At 33.4% G+C, this 16,861-nt stretch carries 14 protein-coding genes; 4 read left to right on the top strand and 10 right to left on the bottom strand.

The annotated features are described in order from the left end of the window. Nucleotides 1-4 precede the first annotated feature (4 nt). Nucleotides 5-1,549, bottom strand: a complete 1,545-nt coding sequence (locus F6464_RS04530) for a hypothetical protein (protein ID WP_151106621.1) — start codon at nucleotides 1,547-1,549, stop codon at nucleotides 5-7. A 154-nt stretch (nucleotides 1,550-1,703) separates the two neighbouring features. On the opposite strand from F6464_RS04530, the gene F6464_RS04525 reads away from it, so the two are divergent. Together F6464_RS04525 and leuB are read left to right on the top strand one after the other, a co-directional pair. Continuing rightward, nucleotides 1,704-2,870, top strand: coding sequence for a 2-isopropylmalate synthase (locus F6464_RS04525; RefSeq protein WP_151106620.1), 1,167 nt, complete (start codon nucleotides 1,704-1,706; stop codon nucleotides 2,868-2,870). Nucleotides 2,871-2,890: 20 nt separating this feature from the next. Further along, nucleotides 2,891-4,012: a 3-isopropylmalate dehydrogenase gene (gene leuB / locus F6464_RS04520; RefSeq protein WP_151106619.1), complete on the top strand. Its 1,122-nt coding sequence runs from the start codon at nucleotides 2,891-2,893 to the stop codon at nucleotides 4,010-4,012. 7 nt (nucleotides 4,013-4,019) lie between these two features. Here leuB and F6464_RS04515 read toward each other — a convergent pair whose 3' ends face one another. The 8 genes from F6464_RS04515 to F6464_RS04480 form a co-directional block, all read right to left on the bottom strand. Continuing rightward, nucleotides 4,020-4,760, bottom strand: coding sequence for a DUF2490 domain-containing protein (locus F6464_RS04515; protein ID WP_151106618.1), 741 nt, complete (start codon nucleotides 4,758-4,760; stop codon nucleotides 4,020-4,022). Between the two features lie 162 nt (nucleotides 4,761-4,922). Continuing rightward, nucleotides 4,923-7,514, bottom strand: a complete 2,592-nt coding sequence (locus F6464_RS04510; RefSeq protein WP_151106617.1) for a TonB-dependent receptor — start codon at nucleotides 7,512-7,514, stop codon at nucleotides 4,923-4,925. 251 nt (nucleotides 7,515-7,765) lie between these two features. Beyond that, nucleotides 7,766-8,179: an RrF2 family transcriptional regulator gene (locus tag F6464_RS04505; RefSeq protein WP_151106616.1), complete on the bottom strand. Its 414-nt coding sequence runs from the start codon at nucleotides 8,177-8,179 to the stop codon at nucleotides 7,766-7,768. A gap of 109 nt (nucleotides 8,180-8,288) precedes the next feature. After that, a complete protein-coding gene (locus F6464_RS04500; protein WP_151106615.1) occupies nucleotides 8,289-9,104 on the bottom strand; it encodes a TPM domain-containing protein in 816 nt (271 codons plus the stop codon). Further along, nucleotides 9,104-9,541: a TPM domain-containing protein gene (locus F6464_RS04495; protein ID WP_151106614.1), complete on the bottom strand. Its 438-nt coding sequence runs from the start codon at nucleotides 9,539-9,541 to the stop codon at nucleotides 9,104-9,106. Before F6464_RS04495 ends, F6464_RS04500 begins: the two co-directional genes overlap by 1 nt. Before the next feature lie 43 nt (nucleotides 9,542-9,584). Further along, the gene (locus F6464_RS04490) at nucleotides 9,585-10,172 is read right to left on the bottom strand and encodes a LemA family protein (protein WP_151106613.1); all 588 of its coding nucleotides are present in this window, start codon (nucleotides 10,170-10,172) and stop codon (nucleotides 9,585-9,587) included. Between the two features lie 62 nt (nucleotides 10,173-10,234). Next, the gene (locus tag F6464_RS04485; protein ID WP_151106612.1) at nucleotides 10,235-10,567 is read right to left on the bottom strand and encodes a MerR family transcriptional regulator; all 333 of its coding nucleotides are present in this window, start codon (nucleotides 10,565-10,567) and stop codon (nucleotides 10,235-10,237) included. Then, nucleotides 10,567-11,544, bottom strand: a complete 978-nt coding sequence (locus F6464_RS04480) for a peptidoglycan DD-metalloendopeptidase family protein (protein WP_151106611.1) — start codon at nucleotides 11,542-11,544, stop codon at nucleotides 10,567-10,569. Before F6464_RS04480 ends, F6464_RS04485 begins: the two co-directional genes overlap by 1 nt. A 321-nt stretch (nucleotides 11,545-11,865) precedes the next feature. Here F6464_RS04480 and alaS point away from each other — a divergent pair, with 321 nt between their 5' ends. Together alaS and F6464_RS04470 are read left to right on the top strand one after the other, a co-directional pair. Beyond that, a complete protein-coding gene (alaS, locus tag F6464_RS04475; protein WP_151106610.1) occupies nucleotides 11,866-14,502 on the top strand; it encodes an alanine--tRNA ligase in 2,637 nt (878 codons plus the stop codon). 169 nt (nucleotides 14,503-14,671) lie between these two features. Next, the gene (locus F6464_RS04470; protein WP_151106609.1) at nucleotides 14,672-15,049 is read left to right on the top strand and encodes a GxxExxY protein; all 378 of its coding nucleotides are present in this window, start codon (nucleotides 14,672-14,674) and stop codon (nucleotides 15,047-15,049) included. A gap of 12 nt (nucleotides 15,050-15,061) precedes the next feature. On the opposite strand, the gene F6464_RS04465 is transcribed toward F6464_RS04470, so the two are convergent. After that, nucleotides 15,062-16,807: an ABC transporter ATP-binding protein gene (locus F6464_RS04465; protein ID WP_151106608.1), complete on the bottom strand. Its 1,746-nt coding sequence runs from the start codon at nucleotides 16,805-16,807 to the stop codon at nucleotides 15,062-15,064. Nucleotides 16,808-16,861: the final 54 nt, after the last annotated feature.

Raw genomic sequence — 16,861 nt, 5'->3', positions numbered from 1 at the left:
AATATTAACGAATTAACTTCTTAGCTTTCTCCTGAATAATTGCAGCGACTGGTTTGTTTTCTATTTTACTTTCTAGCCATGAAATGACATCTAAATATAGAAATGCACGTTTTTCATAAGGATGATTTTCAAAAACTATTAATCGATCGTGTAATTTCTTGAATTCTGATTTCAGTTCACTTGGAAAAATAGAACCTAAGTTTTTAAGAAATTTTATCATTTCGCGTTGCACTTCATGCAAATCATTCATCTTAATTAAAAATTTATAGGTGCTTTTTAGTTGCACTTCAAGTAGGTAATCCATGCCGGCCTCATAATGCGCCACAAGACTCAATACTCGTGCAAAGCACATTAAATCCTCGCGCATCGAAAGGTTTTTATTGTCTATTATTTTCTTTAAATATTCAATGCATTTTTTATTATTGCCTGCGCCAAAATACATGCTGGCAATTTTATAATAAAAAACCATAGTATGATGCTCGTCAATTCGATCTTCGTTTTTCTTTAAATTTTTTAGTACTTCCTCTACTAAATACATACCGCCTTCAAAATCGCCTTCTAAAAAGTGCAAGTTAAATTTACTGTTGTAATAACATAAAAAATGTAACGTAGTTAAGTTATCGTTTTTAGGAAAAGCTTCAAGTGCAATTGTTGTTTCAAGTTTTTCCAGTACTTCTTTTATATACGATTTGTGTTTAATGAGGTACAAACATTCTAGCAAATACGTATTTCCTTTAATATACCAAACAGGATTCAGGAAAATCATTTGTTGGTATTCATTAAATAAGTTCACCCACTTATTAGAATAACGATAACAGGCTAAGAAATCCTGAATCAAAAAACTATGCCATAAATGCGCTTTGTACAACCATAATTTTTCTCTAAATCCTAAATCCTCTATTTGATAATTAGGTAATTGGTTGTTGAAATATGTTGATATTTCCTGCATTTCTTCTTTGCTTTTTGCATAACCACTTTTTAGCATGATACTATAAAGTTGTAAGGATAAGTTAGAAAGTTTACTGGCAATTACATTTTGCTGACTCAATTCTTTGGCTTGAATAGCAAGTTCATCAGCACGGCCGACAATACTTCGAGTAATATATTGCGATTCTATAACCTTTTCAAGTTCTACAATTTCAAAAGCAATATTTTTTTCATCATGCTCAAGAGCAATCAATTTGGTTTTATCTAGAATTTTTAAACTTTGTTTGTACAATCCTTTATGGTATAAAATTGTTGCAAAATCCAATTGCTCTCTTATTTGTATACGAATATTTTGATTCACGGGATTCATTCGCAAACTAATTAAAATTTGTTTGTACAAATGAGCCTTTAAATTCGATAATTGCAGTTTAGTAACTATGTTGCTTTTTAAGATTTCTTCCTCATCATATTCATTTATTTTGTCTAAAAGATTAAAAAGCTGCAAAAATTTAGCATCTGTGTTATCACCTAAGCGATTTACATAGAGTTTAAATTGTCTTTTTTCAGATTTAGAGAGGGAATTTATGAGAACAAATAGATTATCTTTTGAAGGGTTTGCCATCGTAAAAAAAGTATATTTAATATGCTGTTTTTAAGCGTTTTAAGTAATTGTTTTTTTGGTTTAATACTGTAAAATTAAGCATTTAAAAGGATTATTTTACTACTTTAAAACTTAAATTTGTAAATAGAACTTAAAATTAAGGTTAATTATTGATATGGATAATCAAAAAGTACAAATATTTGACACTACGCTTCGTGATGGAGAACAAGTCCCAGGATGCAAGCTAAACACAGCGCAAAAATTAGTTATTGCTCGCCGTTTAGATGAGTTGGGAGTTGATGTTATTGAAGCGGGTTTTCCAATATCAAGCCCAGGCGATTTTAACTCAGTCGAGGCTATTGCTAAAGTGGTAGAAAACGCTACAGTTTGTGCCCTAACACGAGCTGTGAAAGAAGATATTGATGTTGCGGCAAAAGCACTACAATATGCAAAAAAACCTAGAATTCATACTGGTATAGGAACTTCGGATTCTCATATTAAATACAAGTTTAATGCTTCTAGGGACGAGATTATAAATCGAGCTGCCGAAGCCATATCTTATGCAAAAACCTTTGTTGACGATGTTGAGTTTTATGCTGAAGATGCCGGTAGAACTGATAACGAATTCTTGGCCTATGTGTGTAGCGAAGCTATAAAAGCTGGAGCAACTGTTTTAAATATTCCAGACACCACAGGCTATTGTCTTCCGGATGAATATGGTGCTAAAATAAAATATCTAAAAGAGAATGTAATAGGAATAGAGAAAGCTATCCTTTCTTGTCATTGTCATAATGATTTAGGATTAGCAACAGCCAATTCAATTGCGGGTGTAATTAATGGCGCCAGACAAATTGAGTGTACGATTAATGGAATAGGAGAGCGAGCAGGGAATACGGCATTAGAAGAAGTGGTCATGATTTTACGTCAGCATCCAACTTTAGGTTTGGATACTAATATTAATTCTAAACTATTATATGATACCAGTCGGATGGTTTCAGAAAGTATGGGAATGTTTGTGCAACCTAATAAAGCAATTGTTGGTGCAAATGCCTTTGCCCATAGCTCAGGGATTCATCAGGATGGTGTAATTAAAAATCGCGAAACCTATGAAATTATGAATCCTCATGATGTAGGTGTAACCGAATCCGCTATTGTGCTTACAGCTAGAAGTGGTCGAGCTGCTTTAGCCTATAGAGCAAAAAAAATTGGTTATGAATTGACAAAACTTCAGTTAGATATTGTTTACCTAGAGTTTTTAAAATATGCCGACAAAAAGAAAGAAGTTATCGATGGTGATGTGCATCAAATTATAAAAGACAGTAACATCAGTATCTTAGTGTAATTATAAATTCTTTACAGTATATGAACTTGAAAATCGCTGTTTTACCGGGTGACGGAATCGGTCCAGAAGTAATTAAACAAGCTGTTGCTGTTTTAAAGGCTGTTGCTGAATTTTATAATCATACTTTCGAATTTGAAGAAGGACTAGTAGGTGCAGTTGCCATAAATAAAACGGGTAACCCTTTGCCAGAGGCGACTTTAAATTTATGTAAATCGTCTGATGCGATACTTTTTGGAGCTATTGGTGATCCAAAATACGATAACAATCCAGAGGCAAAAGTACGTCCTGAGCAAGGACTATTGCAGTTAAGAAAGGAATTGGGCTTGTTTGCTAATATACGTCCTATAAAAGTCATTACACCACTTATTGACAAATCCCCCTTAAAAAGAAATATTATTGAAGGAACTGATATTCTCATTTATAGAGAATTAACGGGCGGTATTTATTATGGTGAAAAGAAATTAAGTGAGGACGGAACCGTCGCTACAGATATTTGCGAATATTCACAAATAGAAATTGAAAGAATTACTCATCTTGCTTTCAAAGCGGCTCAAACCAGAAGAAATAAAGTAACTTTAGTAGACAAAGCAAATGTACTAGAGTCTTCTAGATTATGGAGAAAAGTAGTAAAGGAAATCGCTAAAAAATATCCTAAGGTCACTTTAAATATACTTTATATTGATAATGCTGTAAAGCAAATGATTTTAAATCCTAATCAATTCGACATCATTCTAACTGATAATTTGTTTGGCGATGTTTTATCAGATGAAGGAAGTGTTATCGTAGGTTCAATAGGATTATTAGCCTCGGCCTCGGTTGGTACAAAGTATGCGATGTTCGAACCTATTCATGGTACTTATCCGCAAGCAAAAGGGAAAAACATTGCCAATCCAATCGCTGCTATTTTAAGTGCAGTGATGTTGTTGGATAATTTTGGATTAAACGAAGAGGCTAATGCTGTAAGAAAAGCAATCGAATTAACATTAGAACATAATATTGTAACACAAGATATAAATGTGGTTCGTAATTTTGGTACCGATCACGTTGGAGAAACCATAGTTAGCAGTATATTGAATAATGAAGAGGTGAACGGTTATATAAATTTAGAAAATATTAGTATAGGAAAATCGATTTTCTTTTAAACTCATTTTATTTCGTTTTCTTCAAATTTATTTTATGAATAATACTCAATCGAATGATGTTTCTATTAAAATAATCTACTCCATTTGCTCGCTGCTGAAAACTGTTTAAATACCCAAGTTCTATTGCTAAATTGTCATTAAAACCCACTTGTAAGGCGCCATATATTCTATTTTGGTCAAAGGTATTGTAGATGATATTTTTCCCAGCATTAATCATAATTTCATCATTTACAACCGCTTTCAAAAAGCGTTGTTGTTTTTTCCAAAAAGTATAATCTGCCTGAAATCGATATCTAAATCGCCAAAAAAAGGTAGTTCCATCTGTAAGGCCTTGACTGTTTGCATTATGAACAAATCGTTGTTCAACTTGAAACCGTTGATATAAGTTTACTTTATCCATATTTTGTTTCCAAGTAATATCTTGTTGACCTCTGTTTTCGGGTACCTCAAAATCTGGTGTAACTTCTGGATCTTGTGTAGTAACAGAGAAATAGGCATAACCAATACCAGCTTCCAACTGTTCATTAATTTTATAACGACCTTGTATTCTAAAAACAAATAGATTTTGCTCAATTGGTTTTAAAAATACCCTATTGTCAAATTCAGTATGAATAGACCATGAATTGTTTATAAGAAGTTGATTGTAATATCGAGTCCAAAGAATACTTTGATGGTCGATATTTTTTTGAGATTGTGCCTGAGAAATAAAACTAATTAGTACAAATATTAGACTCTTGAAAAATTTCATTAAGTTAGTTTGAGTTTGCAAATTTATACAAACTTCATAATATTTATCAGTCAAAACAATAAATTAAATCAAAATATATAGGGTCAAAAAACACAACGTTAAATTGTTCTTTTTTCGACCCTTTTTTTATTTTAATAATTTTTATTTCAAACTTGGGCCATCTTATAGAACATATTTCAATGTAATACCATAGGTTCTTTGGTCTCCCAGAACACCGGCATATTGTCCAGCATTACCACCTGCTGGTAACAATTGTTCAAAATAATTCTTGTCAAATAAATTTCTACCCCATACAAAAACAGTTAATCCCTCAGAGGCTCTAAAACCGATACGGCTGTTAAAAATACTATAGCCTTTAACCACTAAATATTTAGAAGGTGTAGCATTTGATGAAAATGAAGATCGTGAATACGAATCAATTGCAAAGAACAATTTTCCTTTATTTCCGAAGAATCTTGCATCTTTAGATAAATCACCCCCTAAGGTTCCGGCCCATTTTGAAATTCCAGGTAATTGAGCACCAGAAATGTCTTTAGAAAAGATTTGTTTACCGTTTACTTTTAATCCAGTTTCTTCAAGTGGTAGCGGAGCATTTTTGAAACTTACATATTCTCCATCCGTATAAGAAAGAGCAGTATTGAAGGAAAGATTTTTAGAAACCGTAATTCTGCCATCGATTTCTACACCACGAACACGAACCTTTTCTGCATTGGCAAGATAACCTCTGTTTAATGTTGGATCTTCACTTTGAACCAATGTTTGATAGTTTTTTATGTCAGTAGTAAAGACTGAAAGATTTAGTATGGTATTAGTGAATGGGTTCGTTTTTACACCCACTTCATAATGACTTACTTCTTCTGCTTTTATTTTGGCAAGATCTATTATAGGCCCGTTTGCATCTGTAGGTATTCCACCAACATTAACACCAACAGGTTTATAACTACTTGCATAAGTTGCATAAGTATTAATTCGGTCAGATGGTTTGTAGGCAATTGTTACATTACCAGATAAGTTAGTATCATCAAAATCTACTTTAAATGCTTGATTAGAGTAAACTTTATTTCTTAACGCAAGTAATTTTGTAATTGTTGCGGCATCATAACCTGACAAATCTCCTCCTCCAAAAGTTTGTCTGCTATAGTCTAATTTCTTCTTATCATAATTGTATCTTACACCAGGGAGAACATGAAGTTTGTCCGTAATTTTCCAGTCCAATTGGCCAAATACAGCCCCGCTAAATGTATCTAAGTTATTTTTTGTTTTTATTCCGTAACCATCTAAAAGACCAGGGGTAGCCCACAACAAAGCGGTTGGCGTACCTGGTGCAGCATCTTGAGAAAAACGCCATTGATCTTTACCAGCCTCTTCAATTTGTATAGGATCTGCTTGTAAATTTTGTCCAATAGCAAATACACCAAAAACACCACTTAATTTCGATGAAAATTCCCCAGCATAGCGAATTTCTTGCGACCATTGCTTGTGTTTTGAGGTTGCTTGGGAAAGTCTAAGTGCTTCAAGTCCTGTAAAATCTCTATCATTTGAAGGGTCCCAGTTCCAAAAACGATATGCAGAAGTTGAAGTTAGTGTGCCTTTTCCTATTTTAGCTTCTATATTAAGAGAAGCACCTCCTAAATCTTGATTGGATTTCCATGGAGTATTCGTATCTATTTTACGGTCGAATGGATTGGTACTTGGAAGTTTGTAGCCAAGATCAGCGATAATAGTGTTAAACTGGCGATAACTATCACGTAGCGTTGGAGCAACACCTGCAACTACTTGTGCATAACCATTTGGTCTCTGTTTTGTAAAGTCAGCGGCTAAAGTAATTCCAATATCTTCAGTTGGTTTGTACAATAACTGCCCTCTAATTCCTTGGTTGTTCAAATCATTAACTGAATTTCCTGTAGCAACATTTTCAAGAAGGCCATCTCGTTGAGTTCCAGAGAATGATAATCTACCAGCAATTTTCTTAGACAAAGCACCAGTAACTGAACTTTTTGCTTGAATGAAACCGTAATTCCCATAACTTAATTCAAGCGTAGCTCCAGAAGTAAAACTAGGTTTGCGCGTAGTTACGTTGAATGCGCCAGCAGTAGTGTTTTTTCCAAATAAGGTTCCTTGAGGACCGCGTAAAACTTCGATTTGATCTACATCTACAAAATCAAGCGTAGTTGCTGCGGGTCTAGCATAATACACCCCGTCTACATAAAAACCTACACCAGGATCTATACCATCATTTGTCAGACCAAAAGTAGAACCAAGACCACGAATATTAAGTGTTGTATTTCTTGGATTTGAAGAATACAATTGTACCGAGGGTGTTAATTCTTTTAAACGATTTACGTTGAATGCTCCAGCTATTTCAGCCTGTCTTCCACCAATTACAGAAACAGCAATTGGAACGTTTTGTGCTTTTTCAATTCTACGTCTAGAAGTAATCACTACATCATTTAATTGGTTTGCAATCGTTAATATAACTTGGATTTCTTTATTGGGCAACTCATTATAATCTAACTGAGCGGTTTTATATCCCTCTTGAGCTATTATTAAAGCAAAAGGGACTTTGTCATGGGCGTCTATAGAGAATTTACCGTTAGCATCAGTTAACGCGCTATATTTTGTTCCTTTAAGGACAACATTAGCTCCTTCTAACGGAGCGTCATTTGAGTTTTTTACTATTCCTTCAACGTTAGTTTGAGCAAATGAGTAATTAAACAGTAGTAAAAAAGTAATTGATTTAAATATTGTTTTCATTATTTTATATATTATATGTGATTAGTAGAGTTTTAAATTATTTTTTTTGACTGCACATACACATCATAGGTAATAGTTTGTTTTGCTTCATTGTGTTTGAATTCAGTTTAAAGTTTTGATTCTCATTCATTTTTAACTTCATCGCAAAGGTTTTCATACTTCTTAAATTTTAGATTTTTAATTGTGAATTAAATTCGGAGGCAAATATATAATTAATTCTATAAAATTAGTAGAATTTAAAAAATATTTTTTTATTTTTTTTCTAAAGAGGCTATCGTTATGCCCTCCATTGCTTTTAAAGTTTCATTTCTAATAGCAATTAAACCGTGTCTTAATAGGCATTCAGACTCGTTTTTGCAATCGGAACAGGGTTCGTAAAAATTGATAGATGCACAGGGAAGAAGCGCAATTGCACCGTCAAAAAACCGATGAATTTCAGCCAGAGTAATTTCTTCTTTTGATTTTAAAAGGTAATAACCGCCAAATTTTCCTTGTTTACTCCCTACAAAATGTCCTCTTTTTAAGTCTAAAAGAATTTGCTCTAAAAACTTTTTTGGGATACTAGCCCCTACGGCAATATCAATAGTTTTTGAAATATAATCTTTGTCTTGCTGTGCTAAGTAAAGTAAGGCTTTTAGTGCGTATTTGGTTTTGTGTGAAAGCATTTTAAAGTATGAAATTATCTTAAAGAACTAGTTTAAACAGTATTATTAGGTAAATCTAATAAAAAAAATAGTAGAGTTTAAAAAAATAGAGTTCAAATGATTTGAAAAGTTACCATCCTCCGCTACTTCCACCACCACTAAATCCACCACCACCAAATCCACCACCAAATCCACCACCAAATCCGCCACCTCCAGAAGAGCCACCGAATCCACCTCCAAAACCGCCACCTCCGCTGTTTCTACCTAAGCTGCTTAAAATAATAACATCCAATAAACTAGGGCCTCCCCCCCCAGAATTTCCAGAATTTCCTCCTCCTTTTTTATTTCGAGATATCAAAACTAGAATTATGATGATGATTATGATAAATGGTAAAATAGGAAAATCTTTGCTTTTGGTTTGTTTTCGTTCGCCTTTGTATTTGCCTACAAAGACATCAAAAATGGCATCTGTTCCTTTGTCTAAACCATTATAATAACTTCCAGCTTTAAACTCGGGTATAATAATATTTCTAATTATTTCTCCTCCTATTCCTGCTGTTAGCCTGTCTTCAAGACCATAACCTGGGTTTATTGCAATTTTTCTTTCGTTTTTTGCTAAAAGAATAATTACCCCATTATCATCTTTAGCTGTGCCTCCAATACCCCATGTTTGTCCCCATTTTGTAGCTACAGCACTAACATCTTCACCCTTCAAAGATTCAATTGTAATAACCACAATTTGAGTGGTAGTCGAATCGGAATATTTAATTAGTTTTTCTTCTAACTGCTTTTTTTCTTGAGCACTTAAAATAGCGGCATAATCATATACCGAAGTTTGAAAACTAGGTTTTTCTGGTATTGTAAATTGAGCAAAACCTACATGTGTAAATAACAAACACCCTAAAAGGGTTGGAAATATTCTGGAATTTAATTTTATTGCAATCATTATCCTTTAGATATTTCGTTCGATAATTCATTTGTGTCGCCGGCATCGTATGGAAAGTATTTTTGTAATTGTTCGCCAGCTTTAGTAATTCCGTCAATCAATCCTTGCTTGAAATTACCGATTTTAAAATGGGTTGCCATAACTTCTTTTGTGCTATCCCAGAAACCTTTCGGGACTACTTCGTTAATACCTTTATCTCCACAAATTACGAACTTATGGTCTTTAACAGCGAGATAAATAAGAACCCCGTTTTTTAGTTCGGTTTGGTCCATTCTCAATTCGTGAAAAACTTCCAAAGCCCTATCAAAAGGAACTTTGGAAGTCGTTTTTTCTATGTGAACTCTTATCTCTCCAGAAGTTTCTTTTTCAGCCACACGAATAGCTTCAACAATTTCTTGTTCTTCTTCTTTGGTTAAAAAATCTTCAACTTTCGACATAATTAGTTTTTTAAAGCCACTCCTTTAGAGGGGTTGGGTAGGATTAGAACTTAACTTCAACTGGTTTTTCAGCACCTTCAACAGATTGGAAATAGGCCTTTTCTTTAAAACCAAAAATACCTGCAAATAAACTGTTTGGAAACGTTTTAATATGAGTATTATAGGGCATGACAGCTTCGTTGAAACGTGTTCTAGCAGTTAGAATTTGATTCTCCGTACTTGCCAATTCGTCTTGTAATTTCAAGAAATTTTGATTGGCTTTCAATTCAGGATATTGTTCAACAGTAACCAATAATCTGGATAACGAACTACTTACCCCACTCTGAGCTTTATTGAATTCAGCTAATTTTTCAGGAGTAATGTTTGTTGGGTCAATAGTAGTTTGAGTTGCTTTAGCACGAGCTTCAATAACTGCAGTTAAAGTGCTTTTTTCAAAGTCGGCAGCACCTTTTACCGTATTTACTAAATTACCAATTAAATCATTTCTTCTTTGATATGCTGTTTGTACATCACCCCAGGATTGTTCAACTGTTTGTCCTAAAGTAACTGCGGTATTATTTATTCCTTTAACCCAGCTGTAAATTCCAAAAATCACAACTGCTCCGATAATCCAAGGCAAAAATCTTCTCATTTTATTTAATTTTAAAGTTTAATATTTAGTTTTTATTTTAAATTTTCATTGAAATTTCAATTTCAAAGTTCATTTTTAATATTTGTCAACTGCGTTCTTATAGTTTCCAATTTGCTAATAATTTCAAATTTGTCCAAAGTTTTCTTTTGGCCTTCTTTCAAATGTGTTTTGGCACCTTCAAGAGTAAAGCCTCTTTCTTTCACTAAATGAAAAATTAACTTTAGGTTATTTACATCTTCAGGAGTAAACATTCTGTTGCCTTTTGCGTTTTTCTTAGGTTTCAAAATGTCAAATTCTTTGTCCCAAAACCGAATTAAGGAAGCGTTAACATCAAAAGCTTTGGCTACTTCGCCAATACTGTAATATCTTTTGTCTGGTGATAATTCTATATGCATTAGTCTAAGGATTGATTTTCTTGATTCGCTAATTTTGTAATAATAACATACTCTGCTGCCGATATATTTCCGTAATAAAAATTCAAGGGGTTAACAACTTCATCATTTTTATGCACTTCATAATGCAAATGTGGTCCTTCAGATCGTCCTGTACTTCCTACATATCCAATAATATCGCCGCGTTTCACTCTTTGTCCTGCTCTACAATTGTATTTGCTTAAATGACCGTATAAAGTTTCATATCCAAAACCATGCCTAATTACAATGTGGTTTCCATAGCCCGATGCGGTATTATCTGCTCGTTCTACCACTCCGTTTCCAGTAGAAAAAATAGGTGTTCCTGTTTTAGCAGAAAAGTCCATTCCTTCATGAAATTTTCTAGCTTTCGTAAAAGGGTCATTTCTGTATCCAAAACCTGATGCAATTTGCTTTAAATTTTCATTTCTTACGGGCTGAATGGCTGGAATAGCCGCTAATAAATTATTTTTTTCTTTGGCTAATTTCAAAATTTCATCTAATGATTTCGATTGAATAACCAATTCTTTAGCAATTACATCTACCCGTTTTGATGTATTTATAACCAAGTCTGAATTGTTATAGCCTTCTAATTCCTTGTATCTATTTACGCCTCCAAAACCCGCTTTGCGTTGTTCCGATGGAATAGCTGATGTGTTAAAATAAACTCTATATATATTGTTATCTCTATCTTCAATATCTGCTAAAACTTCGTCTATTTGATTCATTCTTTTGTTTAAAATTTCATAGCGAAGCTTATAATTTTCTATTTCTCTGGCTTGCAATTTATCTTTAGGCGTTTCAAAAAAAGGCGTATTCAAAAGCACTACAAAACATAAGAATCCAAATAAAGCCGAAGCAACTAAAAACAAGGCCACAACACCAAATTTTGTAGATATTTTTGTTTTTATCTTCCGGTAAGCCAAATTTTCAGAATCGAAATAATATTTTACTTTCGCCATATTTTAAAATACCTTATTTTTGCACTTCGTAAAAAGTTAGTAGAACAAATTTAATAAATGTTTCATCTGTTCTGATATTTTTTTAACAATAAATATTTTAATATGCCTTTTCCAGCTATTCGTTGCAAGTTCTCGTCTTGAAATTTTTTTTTCTATTGCGCTTGCAGGAGCTTCCTTTGGTCGCTCTGCCAGCACAAGAAAAAATAAGTTTCAAAACAGCGAAGCTTTCTACTACTATCTGGGGCAAAGAAATTATAACATTTAAAGATTAAGGATTGAAAAATTCAATCTCGGTAAATCTTAAATTTTTAAATCAAATAAATGACATCACAACAAATACGTAAGCAGTTTCTGGATTTTTTTGAAAGCAAAGGACACTTAATCGTTCCCTCGGCACCAATAGTGCTAAAAGATGACCCAACCCTGATGTTCAATAACTCTGGAATGGCACAATTCAAAGAATATTTCCTTGGGAATGCCATTCCAAAAAGTACAAGAATTGCCGATACACAAAAATGTCTTCGTGTTTCAGGAAAACACAACGATTTAGAAGATGTGGGCTTCGATACGTATCATCACACTATGTTCGAAATGTTGGGCAATTGGTCTTTTGGCGATTATTTCAAGAAAGAAGCGATTAACTGGGCTTGGGAATTTTTAACTGAAGTTTTAAAGTTAGACAAAGACCGTTTGTACGTTTCTGTTTTTGAAGGTAATCCTTCCGAAAATGTTCCTTTTGACCAGGAAGCTTTTGATATTTGGAAACAATACGTTCCAGAGGACAGAATTATTTTAGGAAATAAAAAAGACAACTTTTGGGAAATGGGAGATCAAGGTCCGTGTGGTCCGTGTTCCGAAATTCATATTGATTTGAGAACGGATGCTGAAAGAGCAGCAGTTTCAGGTCGAAGTTTAGTCAATGCTGATCATCCACAAGTGGTTGAAATTTGGAACAACGTTTTCATGGAATTCAACCGTAAAGCCGATGGTTCCTTAGAAAAATTACCAGCGCAACACGTTGATACCGGTATGGGATTTGAACGTTTGTGTATGGCTTTACAAGGCAAAACATCTAATTATGACACAGATGTTTTCACACCATTAATTGAAAAAGTAGAGCAAATTACGGGATTAAAATATACATCTGACGATATTAAAAACATATCTGAGGAACAAAACAAAATCAATATTGCCATTCGAGTGGTAGTAGATCATATTCGTGCCGTTGCTTTTGCTATTGCCGACGGACAATTGCCATCCAACACAGGTGCAGGTTATGTAATTCGCAGGATTTTACGTCGTGCCATTCGTTACGGATTTACATTTTTGAATACCAAAGAACCTTTTATCAACAAATTGGTTGAAGTTTTAGCCAATCAAATGGGCGAATTTTTTCCAGAAATCAAATCGCAACAACAATTGGTTACCAATGTCATTCGTGAAGAAGAAGCTTCGTTTTTAAGAACTTTAGATCAAGGATTACAATTATTAGACAAAGTGGTTGCTGAAACTTCAGGAAAAGAGATATCGGGAGCAAAAGCATTTGAATTGTATGACACTTTTGGATTTCCAATTGATTTAACGTCATTGATTTTAAGAGAAAAAGGATATGAATTAGATGAAGCCGGATTTACAGCTGCTATGCAAGAACAAAAAAACCGTTCCCGTGCTGCATCTGAAGTTTCAACTGAAGATTGGAATGTATTAATTCCAGGAAATATAGAAACATTTGTAGGGTATGATAAAACCGAAAACGAAGTAAAAATTACTAGAATCCGTAAAGTTGATTCTAAAAAAGACGGAATTCTATACCAAATAGTTTTAGATAATACGCCGTTTTATCCCGAAGGCGGTGGTCAAGTTGGCGATAAAGGAAAATTATTTTCGCCGAATGAAACTATTGATATTTTAGACACAAAAAAAGAGAATAACTTAATTTTACATTTTGCAAAACAACTGCCTGAGAATCTAAATGCCAGTTTTGTTGCTAAAGTAAATACTGAATTAAGAACGACAACTTCTAAGAATCACTCGGCTACACACTTGATGCATTTGGCTTTGCGAAACATTTTGGGAACACATGTGGAACAAAAAGGGTCGTTGGTCAATCCGAATTACTTGCGTTTTGACTTTTCACATTTCAGTAAAGTATCAGATGAAGAATTACGTAAAGTAGAAGCAAGTGTCAATGCCCAAATCGAAGCACAATTGCAATTAATAGAGCACAGAAATATTCCAATTCAACAAGCTTTAGATAAAGGCGCAATGGCGTTGTTTGGAGAAAAATATGGAGATAATGTCCGCATGATTGAGTTTGGTGAAAGTAAAGAACTTTGCGGAGGAATTCACGTAAAAAACACAGCTGAAATTTGGCATTTTAAAATTATTTCAGAAGGAGCGGTTGCCGCTGGAATTCGAAGAATTGAAGCTATTACTGGTGATGCTGTGAAAGAGTTCTATCAAAACCAAGAAAGTACTTTAGCAGAAATCAAGGAGATGTTGAAAAACCCACAAGATATTTTAAAATCGGTTACTAGTTTACAAGACGATAATGCCAAATTGAAAAAACAAATTGAGCAATTATTGAAAGAAAAAGTAGATGGATTGAAGAATGCCTTAGTTGCTGATTTTCAAGAAATAAACGGAATTGACTTTTTAGCCAAACAAGTAAATTTGTCTATGAGTTCGACTAAAGATTTAACGCAATTATTAGGAAACGCAAAACCAAATTCATTCGTAGTTTTAGCTTCTATAGAAGATGGATTGCCTAATATTCATTGTTATATTTCAAAAGAATTAGTTGCGACAAAAGGGTTGAACGCAAATGTAGTAATAAAAGAATTAGGACAATATATTGATGGAAATGGTGGCGGACAACCTTTCTTCGCTTCTGGAAAAGGAAAAAAAGTCGATGGAATCAAAGAAGCTTTGGAAAAAGCTGTTGAGTTTGTGAAGTAATATTTATTGATCGATTTGGATTTTTTAAATCCCGCAAAGACGCAGAGGCGCAAAGTTTAGGGCCACATAAATTTTATGAGGATTAGGCAAAAAGTTTAACAAATAGATAAGAAGATAAAAATACTTATAAAAGGTATAGCTTTGCGTCTCTGCGTGAACACATTGAATTATGACAGAAAACGAAATATCAAAAATTATTGTTGACATTTCTTATAAAATTCACACTAAATTTGGTCCAGGATTATTGGAGTCGGTTTATGAAGCAATTCTTTTTCATGAATTAGTAAAAATAGGTTTGAGTGTAGAAAGGCAAAAACCAATTCCAGTTATTTGGGAAAATGTTTTTCTCGATGTAGGATTTAGGACGGATTTAATAGTTGAAAATAAAGTAATTATTGAGATAAAATCTGTAGAACAAGTTTCAAGAGTTCATCCAAAACAGTTATTAACTTATTTGAGAATTACAAAAATAAAACTCGGATTACTTATTAATTTTAATGAAGCATTAATCAAAAAGGGAATAACAAGAGTAGCTAATGGTTTATAATGTTACATAAATCTATTTCCTCTCCCCAATTTGTTGTCTCCACATCGCGTAATACAACCCTTTTTCTAACAATAAATCGTCGTGTTTTCCTTGCTCAATAATTTTTCCTTGTTCTAAAACAAAAATTGTATCAGCGTGCATGATAGTTGAAAGTCGATGTGCAATTAAAACCGTAATTCGATTCGTATCTGAAATAGTTCTTATAGTCGAATTGATTTCTTCTTCGGTAATCGAATCTAAAGCCGAAGTAGCTTCATCAAAAATCAATAAATTTGGATTTCGTAAAATAGCACGAGCAATCGATAATCGTTGTTTTTCACCACCAGAAACTTTAATGCCTCCCTCACCAATAGTCGAATTTAATCCGTCTTGCGCACGTTGCAATAAAGTTTCACAACTCGCTCTTTTTAAAACATCATATAACTCTTCATCAGAAGCGAATGGTTTTACAAACAATAAATTTTCACGAATGGTTCCTGAAAACAATTGTGCATCTTGGGTAACAAAACCTAATTGTTGGCGTAAATCTAATAAATCGACTTCCTTAGAATTGATGTCGTTGTACAATACTTCGCCTTGAGCCGGCGGATATAATCCAACCAATAATTTTACCAAGGTTGTTTTTCCAGCTCCAGATGGCCCAACAAAAGCTATGGTTTCTCCCTTTTTTATTGTAAAATTGATGTTCTCAACCGCTGGATAATGTGCTGTTTTGTGTTTAAAACTTACATTCGAAAATTGCAATGATTCTATTTTTGCGATTGATTTTGGATTTTCTGGTCGGAATTCCGATTGCGAATTCAGTAGATTTTGAAAATTTTCTAGCGATACTTTGGTTTCATTTCTAACAATAATAAACGAACTCAATTCTTGTAACGGACCAAAAATAAAGAAAGTAAAAAACACCATCGTTAACAAATCACCAACCAAAATTTTATCGCCAAATAAAAAATAATATAAGGCAAAAACGACACAGGTTCTAAGAAGATGAACAGTTGTACCTTGAATAAAACTCAAACTTCTAATGAATCTGATTTTTTGTAGTTCGAGACTCAATATTTTTTGTGTATTGGTGTTTAATCGTTTTTCTTCTTGTTTTGTTAAGCCTAAACTTTTTACAAGTTCAATATTTCGCAAACTTTCGGTTGTAGAGCCAGCAAGAGAATTCGTTTGCATAACAATTCGACGAGAAATCACTTTTATCTTTTTTCCTAAAAAAGAACTCAATATTGCAATAATAGGCGCGGCAATTAAAAAGATAAAAGAAATTCGGTAGTCAATTCTAGAGATATAAATTATGACAAAAATAAATCCAACAATGGTTTGAAAAATTAGAGAAATCGATAAAGTGATTAATTTTTCAGAATCAGTTCTTACTTTTTGCAATCGGCTCAGCGTTTCACCACTGCGTTGGTCTTCAAAATCTTCGTAAGGCAAATCCAATGATTTTTTAATTCCGTCCGTATACATTTCGGCACCCGTTCGCTGAATGACAACATTAGTAAAATAATCTTGAAAATTTTTTGTTAAACGAGAAATCATTGACGCACCTAAAGATAGTAGTAGCCAAAAGCCGACTGCTTTTATAAACCCTATTTCGTTTCCTTTATACTTGGCAATCCCAACCCCGCAATCTTGCATTAATTTTCCTGTAATAACCGAGTCAGATAGGCTAAAACAAATATTTATTGCGGCCATCAGTAAGGCAAATAATAATAATGTTTTATGTTTTTTTAGATAAGAATATAATAAATTCATATAGTTTATTTTGAAGTTGCAAAAGTAGTTATTAATTATGCAATATGTAATTGC

The sequence above is a fragment of the Flavobacterium luteum genome, assembly GCF_008806775.1.
Lineage (GTDB): Bacteria > Bacteroidota > Bacteroidia > Flavobacteriales > Flavobacteriaceae > Flavobacterium > Flavobacterium luteum.
This window is presented reverse-complemented; position numbering and strand designations above follow the sequence as displayed.

Bases quoted from the DNA above. Each gene is read 5' to 3' on its own strand.
- F6464_RS04530 (WP_151106621.1), bottom strand. From the start codon at position 1,549: ATGGCAAACCCTTCAAAAGATAATCTATTTGTTCTCATAAATTCCCTC.
- F6464_RS04525 (WP_151106620.1), top strand. From the start codon at position 1,704: ATGGATAATCAAAAAGTACAAATATTTGACACTACGCTTCGTGATGGA.
- leuB (WP_151106619.1), top strand. From the start codon at position 2,891: ATGAACTTGAAAATCGCTGTTTTACCGGGTGACGGAATCGGTCCAGAA.
- F6464_RS04515 (WP_151106618.1), bottom strand. From the start codon at position 4,760: ATGAAATTTTTCAAGAGTCTAATATTTGTACTAATTAGTTTTATTTCT.
- F6464_RS04510 (WP_151106617.1), bottom strand. From the start codon at position 7,514: ATGAAAACAATATTTAAATCAATTACTTTTTTACTACTGTTTAATTAC.
- F6464_RS04505 (WP_151106616.1), bottom strand. From the start codon at position 8,179: ATGCTTTCACACAAAACCAAATACGCACTAAAAGCCTTACTTTACTTA.
- F6464_RS04500 (WP_151106615.1), bottom strand. From the start codon at position 9,104: ATGATTGCAATAAAATTAAATTCCAGAATATTTCCAACCCTTTTAGGG.
- F6464_RS04495 (WP_151106614.1), bottom strand. From the start codon at position 9,541: ATGTCGAAAGTTGAAGATTTTTTAACCAAAGAAGAAGAACAAGAAATT.
- F6464_RS04490 (WP_151106613.1), bottom strand. From the start codon at position 10,172: ATGAGAAGATTTTTGCCTTGGATTATCGGAGCAGTTGTGATTTTTGGA.
- F6464_RS04485 (WP_151106612.1), bottom strand. From the start codon at position 10,567: ATGCATATAGAATTATCACCAGACAAAAGATATTACAGTATTGGCGAA.
- F6464_RS04480 (WP_151106611.1), bottom strand. From the start codon at position 11,544: ATGGCGAAAGTAAAATATTATTTCGATTCTGAAAATTTGGCTTACCGG.
- alaS (WP_151106610.1), top strand. From the start codon at position 11,866: ATGACATCACAACAAATACGTAAGCAGTTTCTGGATTTTTTTGAAAGC.
- F6464_RS04470 (WP_151106609.1), top strand. From the start codon at position 14,672: ATGACAGAAAACGAAATATCAAAAATTATTGTTGACATTTCTTATAAA.
- F6464_RS04465 (WP_151106608.1), bottom strand. From the start codon at position 16,807: ATGAATTTATTATATTCTTATCTAAAAAAACATAAAACATTATTATTA.